This is a genomic window from Amphritea sp. (assembly GCF_016744155.1).
Classification (GTDB): Bacteria; Pseudomonadota; Gammaproteobacteria; order Pseudomonadales; family Balneatricaceae; genus Amphritea.
The window spans coordinates 1-16,766 of sequence record NZ_JADGEW010000003.1 but is presented as its reverse complement, the minus strand read 5'-3'; the positions used below and the strand labels follow the sequence as shown (position 1 = coordinate 16,766).

At 47.9% G+C, this 16,766-nt stretch carries 12 protein-coding genes; 2 read left to right on the top strand and 10 right to left on the bottom strand.

From position 1 onward, the window contains the following. From sucC to sdhC, 8 genes are all read right to left on the bottom strand, one after another. The gene (gene sucC / locus QZZ54_RS03730; RefSeq protein WP_290699060.1) at window positions 1–1,167 is read right to left on the bottom strand and encodes an ADP-forming succinate--CoA ligase subunit beta; all 1,167 of its coding nucleotides are present in this window, start codon (window positions 1,165–1,167) and stop codon (window positions 1–3) included. Between the two features lie 154 nt (window positions 1,168–1,321). Then, complete coding sequence (gene lpdA, locus QZZ54_RS03725) at window positions 1,322–2,755, bottom strand: dihydrolipoyl dehydrogenase (RefSeq protein WP_290699057.1); 1,434 nt, start codon at window positions 2,753–2,755, stop codon at window positions 1,322–1,324. A gap of 39 nt (window positions 2,756–2,794) precedes the next feature. Next, window positions 2,795–4,000 (bottom strand): 2-oxoglutarate dehydrogenase complex dihydrolipoyllysine-residue succinyltransferase, encoded by a 1,206-nt coding sequence (gene odhB, locus QZZ54_RS03720; RefSeq protein WP_290699053.1) that lies wholly within the window; start codon window positions 3,998–4,000, stop codon window positions 2,795–2,797. Window positions 4,001–4,047: 47 nt separating this feature from the next. Continuing rightward, complete coding sequence (locus tag QZZ54_RS03715) at window positions 4,048–6,879, bottom strand: 2-oxoglutarate dehydrogenase E1 component (protein WP_290699050.1); 2,832 nt, start codon at window positions 6,877–6,879, stop codon at window positions 4,048–4,050. Window positions 6,880–7,170: 291 nt separating this feature from the next. Beyond that, window positions 7,171–7,875, bottom strand: a complete 705-nt coding sequence (locus QZZ54_RS03710) for a succinate dehydrogenase iron-sulfur subunit (protein WP_290699047.1) — start codon at window positions 7,873–7,875, stop codon at window positions 7,171–7,173. Window positions 7,876–7,887: 12 nt separating this feature from the next. Beyond that, on the bottom strand, window positions 7,888–9,663 hold the full coding sequence (sdhA, locus tag QZZ54_RS03705; protein ID WP_290699042.1) for a succinate dehydrogenase flavoprotein subunit: 1,776 nt from the start codon (window positions 9,661–9,663) through the stop codon (window positions 7,888–7,890). Window position 9,664: 1 nt separating this feature from the next. Continuing rightward, a complete protein-coding gene (gene sdhD / locus QZZ54_RS03700; RefSeq protein ID WP_290699039.1) occupies window positions 9,665–10,012 on the bottom strand; it encodes a succinate dehydrogenase, hydrophobic membrane anchor protein in 348 nt (115 codons plus the stop codon). Continuing rightward, window positions 10,006–10,383: a succinate dehydrogenase, cytochrome b556 subunit gene (gene sdhC, locus QZZ54_RS03695; protein ID WP_290699036.1), complete on the bottom strand. Its 378-nt coding sequence runs from the start codon at window positions 10,381–10,383 to the stop codon at window positions 10,006–10,008. Before sdhC ends, sdhD begins: the two co-directional genes overlap by 7 nt. A gap of 503 nt (window positions 10,384–10,886) precedes the next feature. On the opposite strand from sdhC, the gene gltA reads away from it, so the two are divergent. Next, window positions 10,887–12,167, top strand: coding sequence for a citrate synthase (gene gltA, locus QZZ54_RS03690; RefSeq protein ID WP_290699033.1), 1,281 nt, complete (start codon window positions 10,887–10,889; stop codon window positions 12,165–12,167). A 272-nt stretch (window positions 12,168–12,439) separates the two neighbouring features. Beyond that, window positions 12,440–12,853, top strand: a complete 414-nt coding sequence (locus tag QZZ54_RS03685) for a hypothetical protein (protein ID WP_290699030.1) — start codon at window positions 12,440–12,442, stop codon at window positions 12,851–12,853. Window positions 12,854–12,930: 77 nt separating this feature from the next. Here QZZ54_RS03685 and QZZ54_RS03680 read toward each other — a convergent pair whose 3' ends face one another. Further along, window positions 12,931–14,139, bottom strand: a complete 1,209-nt coding sequence (locus tag QZZ54_RS03680; RefSeq protein WP_290699028.1) for an ammonium transporter — start codon at window positions 14,137–14,139, stop codon at window positions 12,931–12,933. 329 nt (window positions 14,140–14,468) lie between these two features. Continuing rightward, on the bottom strand, window positions 14,469–16,709 hold the full coding sequence (gene rlmKL / locus QZZ54_RS03675; protein ID WP_290699026.1) for a bifunctional 23S rRNA (guanine(2069)-N(7))-methyltransferase RlmK/23S rRNA (guanine(2445)-N(2))-methyltransferase RlmL: 2,241 nt from the start codon (window positions 16,707–16,709) through the stop codon (window positions 14,469–14,471). Window positions 16,710–16,766: the final 57 nt, after the last annotated feature.

Genomic DNA, 16,766 nt, shown 5'->3' with positions numbered 1-16,766 from the left:
TTATTTACCCTCCGCTGCTTTAACTGCTTGCTCAGCTGCATCAGTCAGGCTGGTAGCGGCAATAATCGCCAGACCAGACTCAGACAGTAGCTTAGAACCTAGCTCTGCATTGTTACCTTCCAGACGTACTACAACAGGTACCTGTACGCCTACTTCTTTAACCGCACCGATAATACCTTCAGCAATCAGGTCGCAACGTACGATACCACCGAAGATGTTAACCAAAACAGCCTTAACCTTAGAGTCTTCAAGGATGATCTTGAATGCTTCGGTTACACGCTCTTTAGTCGCGCCGCCGCCAACGTCCAGGAAGTTAGCCGGGAAGCCACCGTACAGAGATACGATATCCATCGTACCCATTGCCAGGCCTGCACCGTTAACCATGCAACCGATGCTGCCATCCAGCGCTACATAGTTCAGTTCCCACTGAGCCGCGCGAGCTTCACGCTCATCTTCTTGAGATGCATCATGCATCGCCTGAAGGTCTTTATGACGGTAAACAGAGTTACCATCGATCGCTACTTTAGCATCCAGACAGTGCAGGTTGCCTTCGGTAGTGATAACCAGAGGGTTGATCTCAAGCAGTGCAAGATCTTTCTCTTTGAACATCTTAGCCAGACCCAGGAAAATCTGGGTAAACTGCTTAATCTGAACGCCTTCCAGACCCAGTTTGAACGCCAGTTCGCGTGCCTGGTATGGCTGCGCACCGGTAACCGGATCAATAGTAGCTTTCAAGATTTTTTCTGGAGATTCTTCCGCAACTTTCTCGATCTCAACACCACCTTCGGTGGATGCCATAAAGACGATACGACGTGAAGAGCGGTCAACAACCGCACCCAGATATAGCTCATTAGCAATATCTGTGCAGTCTTCTACCAGAATTTTAGAAACAGGCTGACCATTTGCATCAGTCTGAAAAGTAACAAGGTTCTTACCCAGCCAGTTAGCTGCGAAAGCCTGAGCTTCAGCAGGGGAATCAACTAGCTTAACACCGCCAGCTTTACCACGACCACCTGCGTGAACCTGAGTTTTAACAACCCACTTGTCACCACCAATTTTCAGAGCCGCTTCAGCAGCAGCTTCCGGAGTATCTACCGCGATTCCATTAGAAACCGGCAGACCATATTCGGCAAACAGCTGTTTGCCCTGGTACTCATGAAGATTCATGCTCTAATCCGTCGTTTTTTCATACTTTTGAGAACCCTGCAAAACGATATGGAGAGAGTATCTTTTCACAGCCCAAATGTACGCACAAAGTACTGTGCGCAACAATAATCGACCAGGGATTGCCTGGTCGAAATTTAAAACAATTGTACAGCGATTAACGCTTTTTACGATTAGCCATATGGATAGCATGACCATCAACTGCAAGCGCAGCTTCATGGACAGCTTCCGATACAGTTGGGTGCGCAAATACGGTTAGCTGCAGGTCTTCAGCTGTTGAGCCGAATTCCATTGCAATCGCTGCCTGAGCGATCAGCTCAGATGCGATACCACCAACCATATGAACACCCAGGATGCGGTCAGTCGCTTTATCAGCGATCATTTTAACGAATCCATCGGTATCGTCCGCAGCCATTGCACGACCAGAAGCTGCAAATGGGAATTTACCCACTTTAACCTCAACACCTTCTGATTTAAGTTCCTGCTCAGTCTTACCAACCCACGCCAGTTCAGGGTGAGTGTAGATGATGTTAGGAATCACGTCATAGTTGATCTGCGCATGGTGGCCGGCAATAATATCCGCAACCATGATCCCCTCTTCAGAGGCCTTGTGTGCCAGCATAGGTCCACGAACCGAATCACCAATAGCGTAAACACCTGGCGCTTCAGTACGACACTGTCCGTCAACAAAGATAAAGCCACGCTCATCCAGCTTAACACCGGAATCATCCGCTAGCAGGCCTTGAGTGGAAGGACGTCGACCAACGGCAACAATCAGCTTATCAACAACCAGCTCTTTATCGCCTTCAGAATCAGTATACTTAACAGTTACTTCCTGACCGTTAACTTCAGTACCTGTACAGCGGGCACCCAGCTTAATATCCAGTTTCTGCTTCTTGAAGATCTTAGCCGCTTCTTTGGCAACATCTTTATCAGCCAGCGCTAAGAAATCATCCATCGCTTCAAGTACGGTAACTTCAGTACCCAAACGCGCCCATACAGAGCCCATCTCAAGACCGATAACACCGGCACCAATAACACCGAGACGTTTTGGCGTCTCATCGATATTCAGTGCACCTTCGTTGTCCAGGATCAGACCTTCAGTCAATGGCGCTGGCGGAATGTTAACCGGCACAGAACCCGACGCCAGAATAACATTCTCAGCATCATATACAGTCGCAGTACCATCAGCAGCAGTCACTTGAACCTGCTTGTTAGCCATCAACTTACCCATGCCTTGCAGCAAAGTAACGCCATTGGCTTTAAACAAACCCGCAACACCCATGGTCAGGTTGCCAACAATCTTATCCTTACGGGCAACCATTTTTTTAACATCCATGGTCACTTCACCAGTCTGGATGCCGTGTACATCGGAGTGCTGCGTTTTATGGAACTGGTGAGTAGACTCGAGCAGTGCTTTAGATGGGATACAACCCACATTCAAACAAGTACCACCGAGAACAACACCGCCCTTATCATCAACCCATTTTTCTACGCACGCAGTTTTAAGACCCAGCTGAGCGGCGCGAATAGCAGCTACGTAACCACCAGGTCCCGCACCTACTACGATTACATCAAATTTATCTGACATTATTTTCTACCTATCAATTCGTTCTAGTAATGGACTAACTCAGACTTCCAGCAGCATACGTGCAGGATCTTCCAGAAGGTCTTTAATAGTCACGAGGAATTGTACCGCTTCCTTACCATCAATCATACGATGGTCGTAGGAAAGCGCCAGGTACATCATTGGCAGGATTTCAACCTGACCATTGACCGCCATAGGGCGTTCCTGAATCTTATGCATTCCCAAAATTGCAGTCTGCGGCGGATTAAGAATCGGAGTAGACATCAGGGATCCGAATACACCACCGTTAGTGATAGTAAAGGTTCCGCCCTGCATATCATCCAAGCCCAACTTACCGTCACGGCCACGAGCACCGAAATCAGCAATAGTAGACTCAACATCAGCCAGCGTCATCGCATCAGTATCACGCAACACAGGAACCATCAGGCCACGCGCAGTAGAAACTGCTACGCCGATATCCTGGTAACCGTGATACACCATATCATTGCCATCAATAGAGGCATTTACGGCTGGGAAACGCTTAAGCGCTTCAGTAGTCGCTTTAACAAAGAAAGACATGAAGCCCAAACGAGTTCCGTTGTGGGTCTTCTCAAACAGGTCTTTGTACTGCTTACGCAGCTCCATAACCGGCTTCATGTTTACTTCGTTATAAGTTGTCAGCATGGCAGCAGTCTGCTGCGCCTCAACCAAACGTTTAGCAATCGTGGCACGCAGACGCGTCATCGGAACACGTTTTTCAACACGCTCACCGGACACAATATTCAACGCGGCAGCATTATCAACCTTAACTGGCGCCGCAACGGCTACTGCTGGCTTGTTCTTAAGGAAGTTAACAACGTCCTCTTTGGTGATACCACCATTCTTGCCCGTCGCTGGAATCTGGCTCGCATCCAAGCTGTTTTCTTCGATCAGCTTACGAGCAGCTGGGCCTACTTTTTCAACATCTGCTGCTGCAGCTGTCTCAGCCGGAGCTGCTGTTGCAGCTGTTGCAGCTGGCGCGGCCGCAGCGGCACCCGCTTCAAAGATAGCCAATATTTCTTCACTTAGAACTGTATCGCCTTCACCCTTGATGATCTCTTTGATCACACCATCAGACGGCGCTACAACTTCCAATACAACTTTATCTGTCTCAATATCAACGATCAGCTCATCGGTTGAACAAGCCTCACCTGGCTGTTTGTGCCAGGTCGCTACAGTACCGTCGGCTACGGATTCAGGGAAGGTCGGCGTTTTGATTTCGATTGACATGTCTTTTCCTTTCTCAGTGCTACTAACAGGCGTTTTATTTCGGCCTGTTAGCCATTGATTGCTTCATTAACCAGTTTTTCCTGCTGCTCAAGGTGTACAGATATGTAACCTACGGCAGGGGCTGCAGCGTGTGGACGACCCACACCTTCCATATGAATCTTGTCTTTGTGGCGAGACAGCGCATGGCGCATATGATGCTGCGAACAGTACCATGCACCCTGGTTCATCGGCTCTTCCTGACACCAGACAGCAGACTCAAGGTTAGTGTATTGCTTAATAGCATCAAACATCTGATGTTCAGGGAACGGATACAGCTGTTCGATACGAATGATAGCAACATCATCCCTTTCCAGTTCTGCACGACGGTTGTACAGGTCGTAATAAACCTTACCGCTACACAGAATCAGACGCTTAACCTTCTTAGGATCAAGCTGATCGGTCTCAGAGATTACTGGCAGGAAGGTACCTTCAGACAGTTCTTCCAACGTTGATACCGCTTGTTTGTGACGCAACAGACTCTTAGGCGTCATAACAACCAGAGGCTTACGCAGTGGACGAACAACCTGACGACGTAACAGATGATAGATCTGAGCCGGAGTTGTCGGTACGCATACCTGAATATTATGCTCTGCACAGAGCTGCAAGTAACGCTCAAGACGGGCTGAAGAATGCTCAGGACCCTGCCCTTCAAAGCCGTGTGGAAGTAACATTGTCAGACCACAAAGACGGGCCCACTTATGCTCTCCACTGGTAATAAACTGGTCAATTACTACCTGAGCACCGTTGGCAAAATCACCAAACTGAGCTTCCCAGATAACCAATGCGTTAGGCATGGTAGTTGAGTAACCGTATTCAAACGCAAGAACCGCTTCCTCAGAAAGGAAAGAGTCATGCAGGGTCAGCGGCGGCTGATCCGGAGCAATATTCTTCAGAGGCTCATATACTTCACCGTTTTGCTGATCATGCAGAACCGCATGACGGTGTGAGAACGTACCCCGGCCAACATCCTGACCGGTGATACGAACCGGGAAGCCTTCTGCCAGAATCGAAGCATAAGCCAATGACTCAGCCATACCCCAGTTAAGCTCCATCGCACCGACAGCCATACGCTTACGATCTTCATAGATCTTATGAACCTGACGCTGAACCTGGAAGCCTTCTGGCACTTCACAGATCTTAGTGCCCAGCTCTTGCAGCAGCTTCGTCTCCACACGGGTATCACAATCAAAAGACCATTCAAGTCCCAGATAGGGAGCCCAGTCAACAAAGAGCTCTTGCTTAGGTTCCATCACCAGTGAGTGAGTTACGTGCTTGCCGTCTTCAAGATCTTTACGATAGTTTTGCTCCAGCTGCTTACACTGCTCGGCGGTAACAACACCTTCAGAGATAAGTTGCTGAGCATAGAGTTCGCGGGTCGATTTCTGAACTTTAATCTGCTTATACATCAGCGGCTGAGTACCAGAAGGCTCATCCGCTTCGTTGTGGCCTCGGCGGCGGTAGCAGACCAGATCGATCACAACATCTTTCTTAAATTCAGTACGGTAATCAACCGCCAACTGAGTTACAAAACGCACCGCTTCCGGATCATCACCATTTACATGGAAAATAGGTGACTGAACCATCTTGGCGATATCAGTACAGTACTCAGAGGAACGGGAATCTTCTAGCTTGTTGGTCGTAAAGCCAACCTGGTTATTCACCACCAGATGAATAGTGCCGCCGGTTTTGTATGCACGGGTCTGTGACATCTGGAAAGTTTCCATCACCACACCCTGACCTGCAAACGCCTGATCACCATGAATATTAACAGGCAGAACCGTGGTTCCCACCGCATCATTACGACGATCCTGACGAGCACGTACCGAGCCTTCAACTACCGGCGCTGAAATCTCAAGGTGAGATGGGTTAAACGCCATCGCCATGTGAACTTCACCACCACCAGTCATTACGTTAGAAGAGAAGCCCTGGTGGTATTTCACATCACCGGAGGTTTCTAGCGTCTTCTTACCTTCAAACTCACCAAATAGCTCTGCTGGATTTTTACCAAAAATATTCACCAGAGTGTTCAGACGACCCCGGTGGGCCATGCCGATAACAACTTCACGAGCGCCCTGCTTACCTGCACGCTGAATCAGCGTATTCAGGGAAACAATCATCGACTCTCCACCTTCAAGGCCGAAGCGCTTAGCACCGGCAAAGCGGGAACCGAGATACTTCTCAAGACCTTCAGCAGCCGTCAGGCGCTCAAGCACCATCATTTTCTTCTCAACATCAACAACCGGATGAGAGCGAACTGGCTCAAGACGAGACTGGATCCAACGTTTTTCCTGAGTATCAACAATATGCATATACTCAGCACCTACTGTCGTACAGTAAGTCTTCTTCAGATCTTTAATAATATCTCTCAGAGTCGCTTCTTCTGATCCGAAGAACAGAGAACCTAGCTGAAATGTTGTATCAAAGTCTGCTTCTGAAAGCTCATGGAAGCGAGGGTCCAGATCGGGAATAGGCTCACGCTGCATCAGATTAAGCGGATCAATATCAGCCGCCTGATGCCCACGTACCCGGTATGCATTGATCATCCGCAATACGCGGATCTGTTTTTTCTCATGCTCAGAACTAACACCGCTGCCTGCAGCGGGCGCAGCACGGCGCTGGTTCTTAGCCAGATAAAGGAAATGTTCCTGTACCGTAGAATGTGGAACATCCTGGGTCAGGTTGTCGCCGACTTTAGGGAGTCGATCGAATTCTTCACGCCATTCCTGTGGAATCGCGTTGGGGTCCATCAGATAGGTTTCATATAGCTGCTCGATGTAAGACAGGTTGCCACCGTTAAGATGGGCATTCTTCCACATCAGCTCCATTATGCCTTCTTGCATTCTTGATCACCCTGGCTCAGGGGTACTTTACGAAGTCCAGGAAGCACCACATCCTGTCCAACTGGCCTGTCGGCCGTCCCCTGTTTAGTTACCGTTATTATTACTCACGTGCATACCCTGATAGAGGTACAGAGTATACGGGACGTGATTCTACGCCTTTTTATGCGTCACTCATATATCAATGCAGTTGGAATTCTAAAAAGTTTTAGTCCAATGCGATATAAGCCTTTTGACTAGTACAAAACATTGAAAAAAAAACGGCTCCTATATGGGAGCCGTTTTTCTTTCGAATCAGGTTGCTTGGGAGAGCAACATGTTTCGAATTTTACCGATTGCCTTTGTTGGGTTGAGACCCTTAGGGCAAACGCTAACACAGTTCATGATACCGTGGCAGCGGAAGACGCTGAACGGATCATCCAGATCCGCTAACCGCTCTTCCGTAGCAGTATCACGGGTATCTGCCAAGAACCGATATGCCTGTAGCAGGCCGGATGGACCGACGAACTTATCAGGATTCCACCAGAAAGATGGGCAAGCAGTAGAACAGCATGCACATAGAATACATTCGTACAAACCATCCAGCTCAGCACGTTCTTCTGGAGACTGCAGACGCTCAATAGCAGGCGCCGGCGTATCATTGATAAGGAACGGCTTAATCTTTTCGTACTGCGTATAGAACTGGCTCATATCGACAACCAGATCACGTATTACCGGCAAACCCGGTAACGGACGCAGTACCAGCTTATCATTTACAACCACTTCAGAAAGCGGAGTAACACAAGCCAGACCATTTACACCGTTCATGTTCATACCATCAGAACCACACACACCTTCACGGCATGAACGACGGTAGCCCATGGTCGGATCTTTATCTTTCAAAAGCTGCAGCAGATCCAGCACCATGATGTCCTTACCGCCCGGGATATCAATATGGATATCCTGCATATAAGGTGCATCATCAGTTTCAGGATTATAGCGATATACACTTACCAGCATCGTAACAACCCCTTAGTAAGTTCGTATTTTTGGTGGGAACGCTTCAACCGTCTTCGGAGCAAAATTGACAGCACGCTTGGTGATCTCTTTTGTTTCCGGATGGAACAGTGAGTGGCATAACCAGTTTTCATCGTCACGTTCGGTATAGTCATTACGGGCATGAGCACCGCGACTTTCCGTACGGATCAGAGCTGCGATAGCAGTCGCTTCAGCAACTTCCATCAAGTTTTCCAGTTCCAACGCTTCGATACGAGCGGTATTGAACGCTGAAGACTTATCTTCAAGATGCAGATTCTCTACACGCTTGCGGATATCTTTCAGCATTTCGAGACCTTTCTCCATGCTATCGCCTTCGCGGAATACACCGAAGTACAGCTGCATAGTTTTCTGCAGATCTCCACGAACCTCAGCAACACTCTCACCACCGGTGGAGTTATTAAGACGATTCAGACGCGCCATAGCACGCTCAACATCTGCTTCAGTAGCATCGTTTGCAGAATAACCTTCAGCCATCTGCTTCTCAATCTGGATACCTGCCGCGCGACCAAATACAACCAGGTCGAGCAGTGAGTTACCACCGAGACGGTTAGCACCGTGCACAGATACACAAGCTACTTCACCACAAGCAAACAGACCTTCAATAATCTCATCGTTACCATCAGCATCACAGCCAATCGCCTGACCACCAACATTAGTGGTCACACCACCCATCTGATAGTGACAAGTCGGTACAACTGGAACAGGCTCTTTAACCGGATCAGCATGCGCAAACGTTTTAGACAGTTCACAGATACCCGGCAGACGGGACTGCAATACATCCTCGCCCAGGTGATCCAGCTTCAGGAACACATGATCGCCATTTTCACCACAACCACGGCCGGCAAGAATCTCCAGAACCATAGAGCGGGCAACAACATCACGGCCAGCCAAATCTTTCGCGTTTGGTGCATAGCGTTCCATGAAACGCTCGCCATCCTTATTGACCAGATAGCCACCTTCGCCACGACAACCTTCAGTCACCAGCACACCCGCACCCGCAATACCGGTTGGGTGGAACTGCCACATCTCCATATCCTGAGCAGGAACACCTGCACGCAGGGACATACCCATACCGTCACCGGTATTGATCAGAGCATTGGTAGTCGACTGGAATATACGACCAGCACCGCCGGTCGCAAGAACCGTTGCTTTAGCTTTAACGTAAACAGTCTCACCGGTTTCGATGCAGATCGCAATAACACCAACAACAGCGCCGTCATCATTCTTTACCAGGTCAACTGCGTACCATTCATTCATGAATGTAGTACCGGCTTTCATATTCGCCTGATACAACGTATGCAGCAGAGCGTGACCGGTACGGTCAGCAGCAGCACATGTACGTGCAGCCTGACCACCTTCACCGAAGTTCTTTGACTGACCGCCAAATGGACGCTGATAAATACGCCCTTCTTCAGTACGGGAGAACGGCATACCCATGTGATCTAGTTCGTATACCGCCTGAGGACCTACTGTACACATGTACTCGATAGCGTCCTGGTCACCGATATAATCGGAGCCTTTAACGGTATCGTACATGTGCCAACGCCAGTCATCATTCGGATCCGCACTGGCAATCGCACAGGTAATACCACCCTGGGCAGACACTGTATGCGAACGGGTTGGAAATACTTTAGTAATACATGCGGTATTCAGACCACCCTGGGCCAATTGAAGTGCTGCACGCATACCTGCGCCACCACCACCAATTACAATACCGTCAAAAGTCAGCGTACGTAGCTTGCTGCTCATCTTACACTCCCCACAGAATCTGAATGCCCCAAATGACGTAGATAAACGTCAAGAGACCACAAGCTGATTGGAACAAGAAGCGAATACCGGTTGGCTTAATGTAGTCAGTAGAGATTGACCACATGCCGATCCAGGCGTGTGCCGCCATAGACAGCAAAGCCAGCAGCGTAAAGATACGCATCGCGGTGCATTCGAACAGTTCTTTCCATTGCTGATAGTCCAATTCAGAACCAAACAGCATATAACCAATCATAAAGATGGTATAAGCAAGCAGCACTACAGCGGAAACACGCTGGATCATCCAGTCGTAAAGACCACTTCGGCCAAAACTTGTAATTGAAGTTACCATATCCATACTCCTGCCAGCAGAATAGCAACAGCAGAGACACCCAGGGTTACCTTGGCTGCCAACTGCGCACATTCCAACTCTTCACAATGACCAAAATCCATCACCAGATGTTTGATACCGGCAAAGAAGTGATACAGCAACGCTGAAACCAATCCCCAGGCAATCAACTTCGCAAAGAAGCTCTCTGTCAACATCTGCTCAGCAGCATCGAAGCCCTGCTCAGACTCAAGAGACATCCCAAGCGCATACAGCATGAAGAACGCGCCAAAAAACAACGCCAGTCCTGTCACACGGTGCAGAATGGAAGTGATAGCCGAAATTGGCTGTTTGATAGTTCGTAGATCTAAATTTACGGGTCTTTTCTTGTTCACGGCTCTTGTTCACACTTATTTTAAGCCCGGTTGCAGAGCTAAGTTGTTTAAAAGGTAGTGTTCAAAGACAAAGATAAGTACCTCGGTCCAACGCCGACACCCATCCCGAATGAGGGTGTAAGCTGGAACGGGAGTATACCAGCAAATTGTCGCAATACAATTAATCAACACCCATTATAAGCCTATTGTCTAGTACTTTTTTTACTTACGCCTCTGCATTACAACTAAATGATTATTCTGCTGATTTCACTTTCCTGATAGACCTTATACATCGCATGTTAGACCTTTGCTGCATTGCGGCAAAACGGCCTTTGATTGAATTGACAAATATTCCTAACTCTCTATAGTGTCTGGGTCCTATTACGAGCTAAGACTCTTAGATTGTGACTAATAATTAAGGGTTGCGAGCGTTGCAAACATTGGTGAAAACCCTGCAGCAACTAGAGACATCCCGATATAATTTATAAAGTCATTCAGATAAACAGAAATGATAGGAGCCAATAATGGCTGACAAGATAGCACGCTTAACAATCGACGGAATGGATGAGGTTTTTGAGTTACCCGTCTATTCCGGCACAATGGGCCCAGATGTTGTTGACGTTAGAGCTCTGACCGGTAAAGGTCTGTTCACATACGATCCCGGCTTTGTTTCCACTGCCGCTTGTGATTCCTCAATCACCTACATCGACGGTGGTAAAGGTGTTCTTCTACACGGCGGCTACCCGATAGAGCAACTGGCAGAAAATTCGGACTACCTCGAAACTTGTTACCTGTTGTTGAATGGCGAACTGCCTACAGCTGAACAGAAACAGACCTTCGTCGATACCGTTAAGAAACACACTATGGTTCACGAGCAGATGAACCATTTCTTTAACGGCTTCCGTCGTGACGCTCACCCAATGTCGATCATGGTCGGCGTTGTAGGCGCACTGTCTGCGTTCTACCACGACTCTCTGGATATCGATGATGCTCATCACCGGGAAGTATGTGCATACCGCCTGATTGCTAAGATGCCTACGATTGCAGCAATGTGTTACAAGTACAGCATCGGCCAGCCATTCACATACCCGCGTAATGATCTGGATTATGCAGATAACTTCCTGCAGATGATGTATGGCAACCCGTGCGAAACATATGTAACTAATCCAGTATTGGCTAAAGCCATGGATAAGATCTTCCTGTTACATGCCGACCACGAGCAGAACGCATCAACTTCGACGGTTCGCCTTGCAGGCTCATCTGGCGCTAACCCATTCGCTTGTATCGCTTCTGGTATTGCTGCGCTTTGGGGCCCTGCCCACGGCGGCGCAAACGAAGCTGTACTGACCATGCTTAACGAAATTGGCGACGAAGCTAATATTGAAGAGTTTATCCAGCGCGCTAAAGATCCAGATGATTCTTTCCGCCTAATGGGCTTCGGCCACCGGGTTTACCGTAACTTTGACCCTCGGGCTAAGGTTATGAAGCAGACCTGTGACGAAGTACTGGCTGAGCTAGGCATTGAAAACGATCCTCTGCTTAGAATCGCTAAACGTCTTGAGCAAATCGCCCTGGAAGACGACTATTTCGTTGACCGTAAGCTCTATCCAAACGTAGATTTCTATTCAGGTATTATTCTGAAGGCTATTGGTATTCCTACCAACATGTTTACAGTTATCTTCGCACTATCCCGTACTATCGGCTGGATCTCCCACTGGAGTGAATTCCACAGCAGCCCGAACAAAATCGGTCGTCCGCGCCAGCTGTACACTGGACCTACCCAGCGCGATTACCCAAAAAAGTAATCACGCTTCGAAAAAAGGCCGCTTAATGCGGCCTTTTTTTTTATCTAATTTTATCATCCTAAAAGCATTCACAATCTCTACCTGCCCCCTTACAAAATCGATAGCTAAAACCCACACCTCCCACAAACAACTTCCAGAAAAACCCACTCAAAACCAACATACACACGTTAATATGAATATTTTTCATGTGTTTAAGATGCCAATACAACCGCACAGATACTAATATTTAAATGAATGGGGATTCAAATTATCGATAAAAGAGGCGAAATACCATGAAGCTTCCGACTCCCCTATACGAGAGCCTGCCCTACTTCTATATTGGCGTTTGCGCCGTCTTACTTAGCTTATCCAATAACAACAACCCAGCCCTGCTTTCAGCCTTAGCACTCTACATATTTGGCAGCATCATCTGGATTAAACGCTCTAATTACCGCCGTAGGGATAGACGTGAACAACGTTTACTCCTTGCACGAATATCCCGTGGAGCTTTTAATAGCTACACACCTCAATGGCTCTATGAAGAACAACCCTTTATCTACCTTGCAGGCGGTATCGCCTGCATTACATTACTGGGCAACCCTTTAGCGCTTATTAGCGGCTCACTGCTTTTGCTGGCAAGCATTACAGTACTGAGAGCGCGATTTAAAAACCGACACGCTTTTAATACCGCTAACTCAAGGACATAACGCCTGAACCGAAAATTCAAATAAAAAAACCGGGCTAAGCCCGGTTTTTTTAGATTCATAAGATCAGCTACAACAGATCAATCTTCAGAAATAGACTCAATCTTGTGAATGGCCAAGTCAGCGCCATCAAACTCTTCTTCCTCATCCAGGCGCAGTCCCATCATAAGCTTAATCGCGCCGTAGACAATAATTCCACCAACCAGAGCAACAGCAATTCCCATCAGCGTACCTACTACCTGTGACATCAAACTAACGCCACCTAAGCCTCCAAGTGAGTTAGCACCAAAGATACCCGCCGCAATACCACCCCAGGCACCACACAAGCCATGCAACGGCCACACACCCAGCACATCATCAATCTTCCAACGATTCTGCACTATGGTAAACATCCAGACAAACAATGCACCGGCAATACCACCAATCATCAACGCACCAATTGGATGCACGATATCGGACCCCGCACAGATTGCCACCAACCCAGCTAATGGACCGTTATGAATAAAGCCCGGGTCATTCTTACCTATTAGCAGGGATACGATAATCCCGCCAACCATCGCCATCAAACTATTTACGGCTACCAAACCAGAAATCCCATCGAGGGTTTGGGCTGACATAACATTGAAACCAAACCAACCGATACAGAGAATCCAGGCACCCAACGCCAGAAACGGAATATTCGAAGGCGGAAAGGCCACCAGCCGACCGTTTCTATAGCGCCCCTTACGAATCCCTAACATAATCACAGCGACCAACGCTAGCCAGCCACCAACACCATGAACAACCACAGAACCTGCAAAATCATGGAACTGCGCACCAAATGACGCTTCCATCCAAGCCTGAACACCATAATTTCCGTTCCACACAATGCCTTCAAAGAACGGATAGACAAAAGCAACGATTAACGCTGAAGCTAGTAGAAAAGGCCAGAACTGCGCACGCTCAGCAATACCACCAGATACAATTGCTGGAATTGCCGCCGCAAATGTCATCAGGAAAAAAAACTTCACCAGCTCATAGCCATTATTCTGCGCCAGCGTTTCGGCATCCTGAAAAAAAGTCACATCGTAAGCAACCCAATAGCCGATAAAGAAATAGGCCACTGCTGAGAAACCGAAGTCAGTCATAATCTTAACCAGAGCATTTACCTGGTTCTTCTGACGTACAGTACCCACCTCAAGAAAGGCGAAACCTGCATGCATGGCGAATACCATTATGGCACCCATCAGAATAAACAGAGTATTTGAACTCTGAACCAGTGTCTCTACGGCACTATTAACACTTTCCACGTCGCTCTCCTATTTGCATATGCACTCTTTTGATACCAATAAGCACTCAAAAACACTCAGAGGCACCCATATGGTGCAATTTTTAATTTTTACTGAAGCCAGAAGGTACCTCTCTGTGCATCCTGTCATGCAATAACAAGGGACACAGGGATTTATGCTTTGGCTGCGCTATAAATGTGCAATCTTAACAAGCAGGTTCCATGCCAATAAAAAACGCACTAAACTCAAACAGTTATTTCGCACCAAAAAAAACCACCTTGCGGTGGTTTTAATACATTATTAAGCGGTTTTTAGCCAAACAGCTTAAAACTTAAGAAAAGCCGGTTTAACTAGCCATTAGAGTTCACGGATATTTCAAAGCACTGATGAATTTTTGTATGCCGTTTGAAATCAAGATCTACCGTCTTACGGGTGATATCCACAACCTGATATTCCTCCGCTAAATGTAAATCAATCTTAAAGCGACGATAGTTTGTAGAGAAAATCAATTTACCCTCTGGGCGCAGCAAGCCCATCGCTAATTTAATCAATTCAGCATGATCCCGCTGAATATCCAGTACATCATGCATGCGCTTAGAATTTGAGAAGGTCGGCGGATCCATGAAAATCAGATCGTAACTTTGACCCTTCTGACCTTTTAACCACTTAATACAATCTTCCTGAATAAACTGATTCTGCGTTTCAGAAAAACCATTCAGCGCAAAGTTTTTCCGTGACCAGCCCAAATACGTAGCCGACATATCAACGCTGGTAGTGGAACGTGCACCTCCTTTAGCGGCGTGAAGCGACGCCGTTGAGGTATAACTGAATAGGTTAAGAAAGTCTTTTCCTTTCGCCTCCTGCTGTATTTGCAAACGAATTGGCCGATGATCCAAAAACAGCCCGGTATCAAGGTAATCCTCTAGATTCACCAGAATCCGACAACCCCCTTCGTTCACATCAAAATAACGTTCAGTCTCATCACGCTTTTCATACTGGTTAGTCCCTTGTTGCCGCTTACGTTGCTTCAAAACAATTTTTTCAGCAGGGATACCCAACACAGAAGGAAGCACTGCAATAATCTCTTGCAAGCGAGCAAAGGCTTTAACTACATCGACGCTCTTAGGCGCCTGATACTCTTGAACATGAACCCAATCGTTGTAAAGATCTATCGCGGCCGAGTACTCCGGCAGGTCTGCATCGTATAAACGATAGCAACTTATATCCTGACGCTTTGCCCACTTACCAAATTGCTTAAGGTTTTTCTTCAGACGATTAGCCAACATCTGCGCACCGTCACTCAGTTCAACCGGAGCAATCGCGACGTCAGAGCTAGTTTCGACTCCCGGTTGTTCAATCCCAGGCTCTTCGACTCCAGGCTGGACAACTTCTGATTTTTTGACTTCAGGTTGCGCCGCAACTAAAACCTCTGGCTCCTGGCGAGCCCGAATATTAAAGATCTGCAGTTGACTCGGTATTGCTCCGTTGTAAAGCTTATAAGTCTTATCAGACGCCAGCTTCATCATCTTGCACAACTCAGGGTTTCCAGTAAACACCGCACCCTGCCAACCGGCAAAATCAGATTTCAAGCGCTCGCCAAGATGTTGATATAGGAAGAACAGTGTAGGCTCATCCCCCAGACGTTCTCCGTAGGGAGGGTTTGTAATTACCAGCCCATGCTCATCGGAGGCCGGGCGCGATAGCTTGGATAGATCTCGTCGCTCCAGATGGATAAGCTCCTCAACCCCTGCACGACGAGCGTTCTCACGGGCATGACTTAACACCCTGGTGTCTGCATCAAAGCCCTCAAAACGGTTTCTAACCCGCTTCACGCCCGCTTCACGTCGCTCTTCGGCTTCAGCCAGGAGAGCTTGCCAGATAGTATTATTGTGTTGAGTCCAAAAGGTAAAACCATAATTTCGACGCGTCAGTCCTGGCGCTATATCCGCAGCCATCAGAGCGCCTTCGATCAGCAAAGTACCTGAGCCACACATAGGATCAAGTAAAGCCTGTCCCTGAGACGCTTTTTCCGGCCAGCCACAGCGGTACAAAAGTGCTGCCGCGAGGTTTTCTTTCATCGGTGCCTGACCCGCATCTAAACGGTATCCACGTCGATGAAGACTATCGCCTGAAATATCGATCGCGATTGTTGCTTCACCGCGCTGCAAGTGGACATTGACCCGCAGATCTGGCTTCTGACGCTCAACCGATGGCCGACGCCCGGTTGCATCCCGAATCTGATCAACGATCGCATCTTTGACTTTCTGCGCACCAAAGCGACTGTGATTAATCCCCTCTGACTGACCGGTAAAATCAACCAGCAAAGTGCCTTCCGGACGCATATGATCCAGCCAGGTAACTTCTTGCACGCCACGATAAAGCTCTTCTGCTGTTTCTGCCGGACAACGTTTCAATTCCAACAAAATTCGGTTCGCTACCCGCGACCATAAACAGGCTCGATATGCCGCTTCAAGCCCGCCGGAAAAATAGACACCGGCCAGGGTTTGCTTTGGCGTTTCAACATCCAGGGCCTGAAGTTCATCAAACAGGACAGGTTCCAGCCCTTTAGGGCAGGTAGCAAAGAATTTCATATGCGGGGAATACCTCAAATTAGAATGCGCATATTAACGGCAAACGCTTTTAAGACC

Coding starts and splice junctions, on each gene's coding strand:
- sucC (WP_290699060.1), bottom strand. CDS start 1,167: ATGAATCTTCATGAGTACCAGGGCAAACAGCTGTTTGCCGAATATGGT.
- lpdA (WP_290699057.1), bottom strand. CDS start 2,755: ATGTCAGATAAATTTGATGTAATCGTAGTAGGTGCGGGACCTGGTGGT.
- odhB (WP_290699053.1), bottom strand. CDS start 4,000: ATGTCAATCGAAATCAAAACGCCGACCTTCCCTGAATCCGTAGCCGAC.
- QZZ54_RS03715 (WP_290699050.1), bottom strand. CDS start 6,879: ATGCAAGAAGGCATAATGGAGCTGATGTGGAAGAATGCCCATCTTAAC.
- QZZ54_RS03710 (WP_290699047.1), bottom strand. CDS start 7,875: ATGCTGGTAAGTGTATATCGCTATAATCCTGAAACTGATGATGCACCT.
- sdhA (WP_290699042.1), bottom strand. CDS start 9,663: ATGAGCAGCAAGCTACGTACGCTGACTTTTGACGGTATTGTAATTGGT.
- sdhD (WP_290699039.1), bottom strand. CDS start 10,012: ATGGTAACTTCAATTACAAGTTTTGGCCGAAGTGGTCTTTACGACTGG.
- gltA (WP_290699033.1), top strand. CDS start 10,887: ATGGCTGACAAGATAGCACGCTTAACAATCGACGGAATGGATGAGGTT.
- QZZ54_RS03685 (WP_290699030.1), top strand. CDS start 12,440: ATGAAGCTTCCGACTCCCCTATACGAGAGCCTGCCCTACTTCTATATT.
- rlmKL (WP_290699026.1), bottom strand. CDS start 16,709: ATGAAATTCTTTGCTACCTGCCCTAAAGGGCTGGAACCTGTCCTGTTT.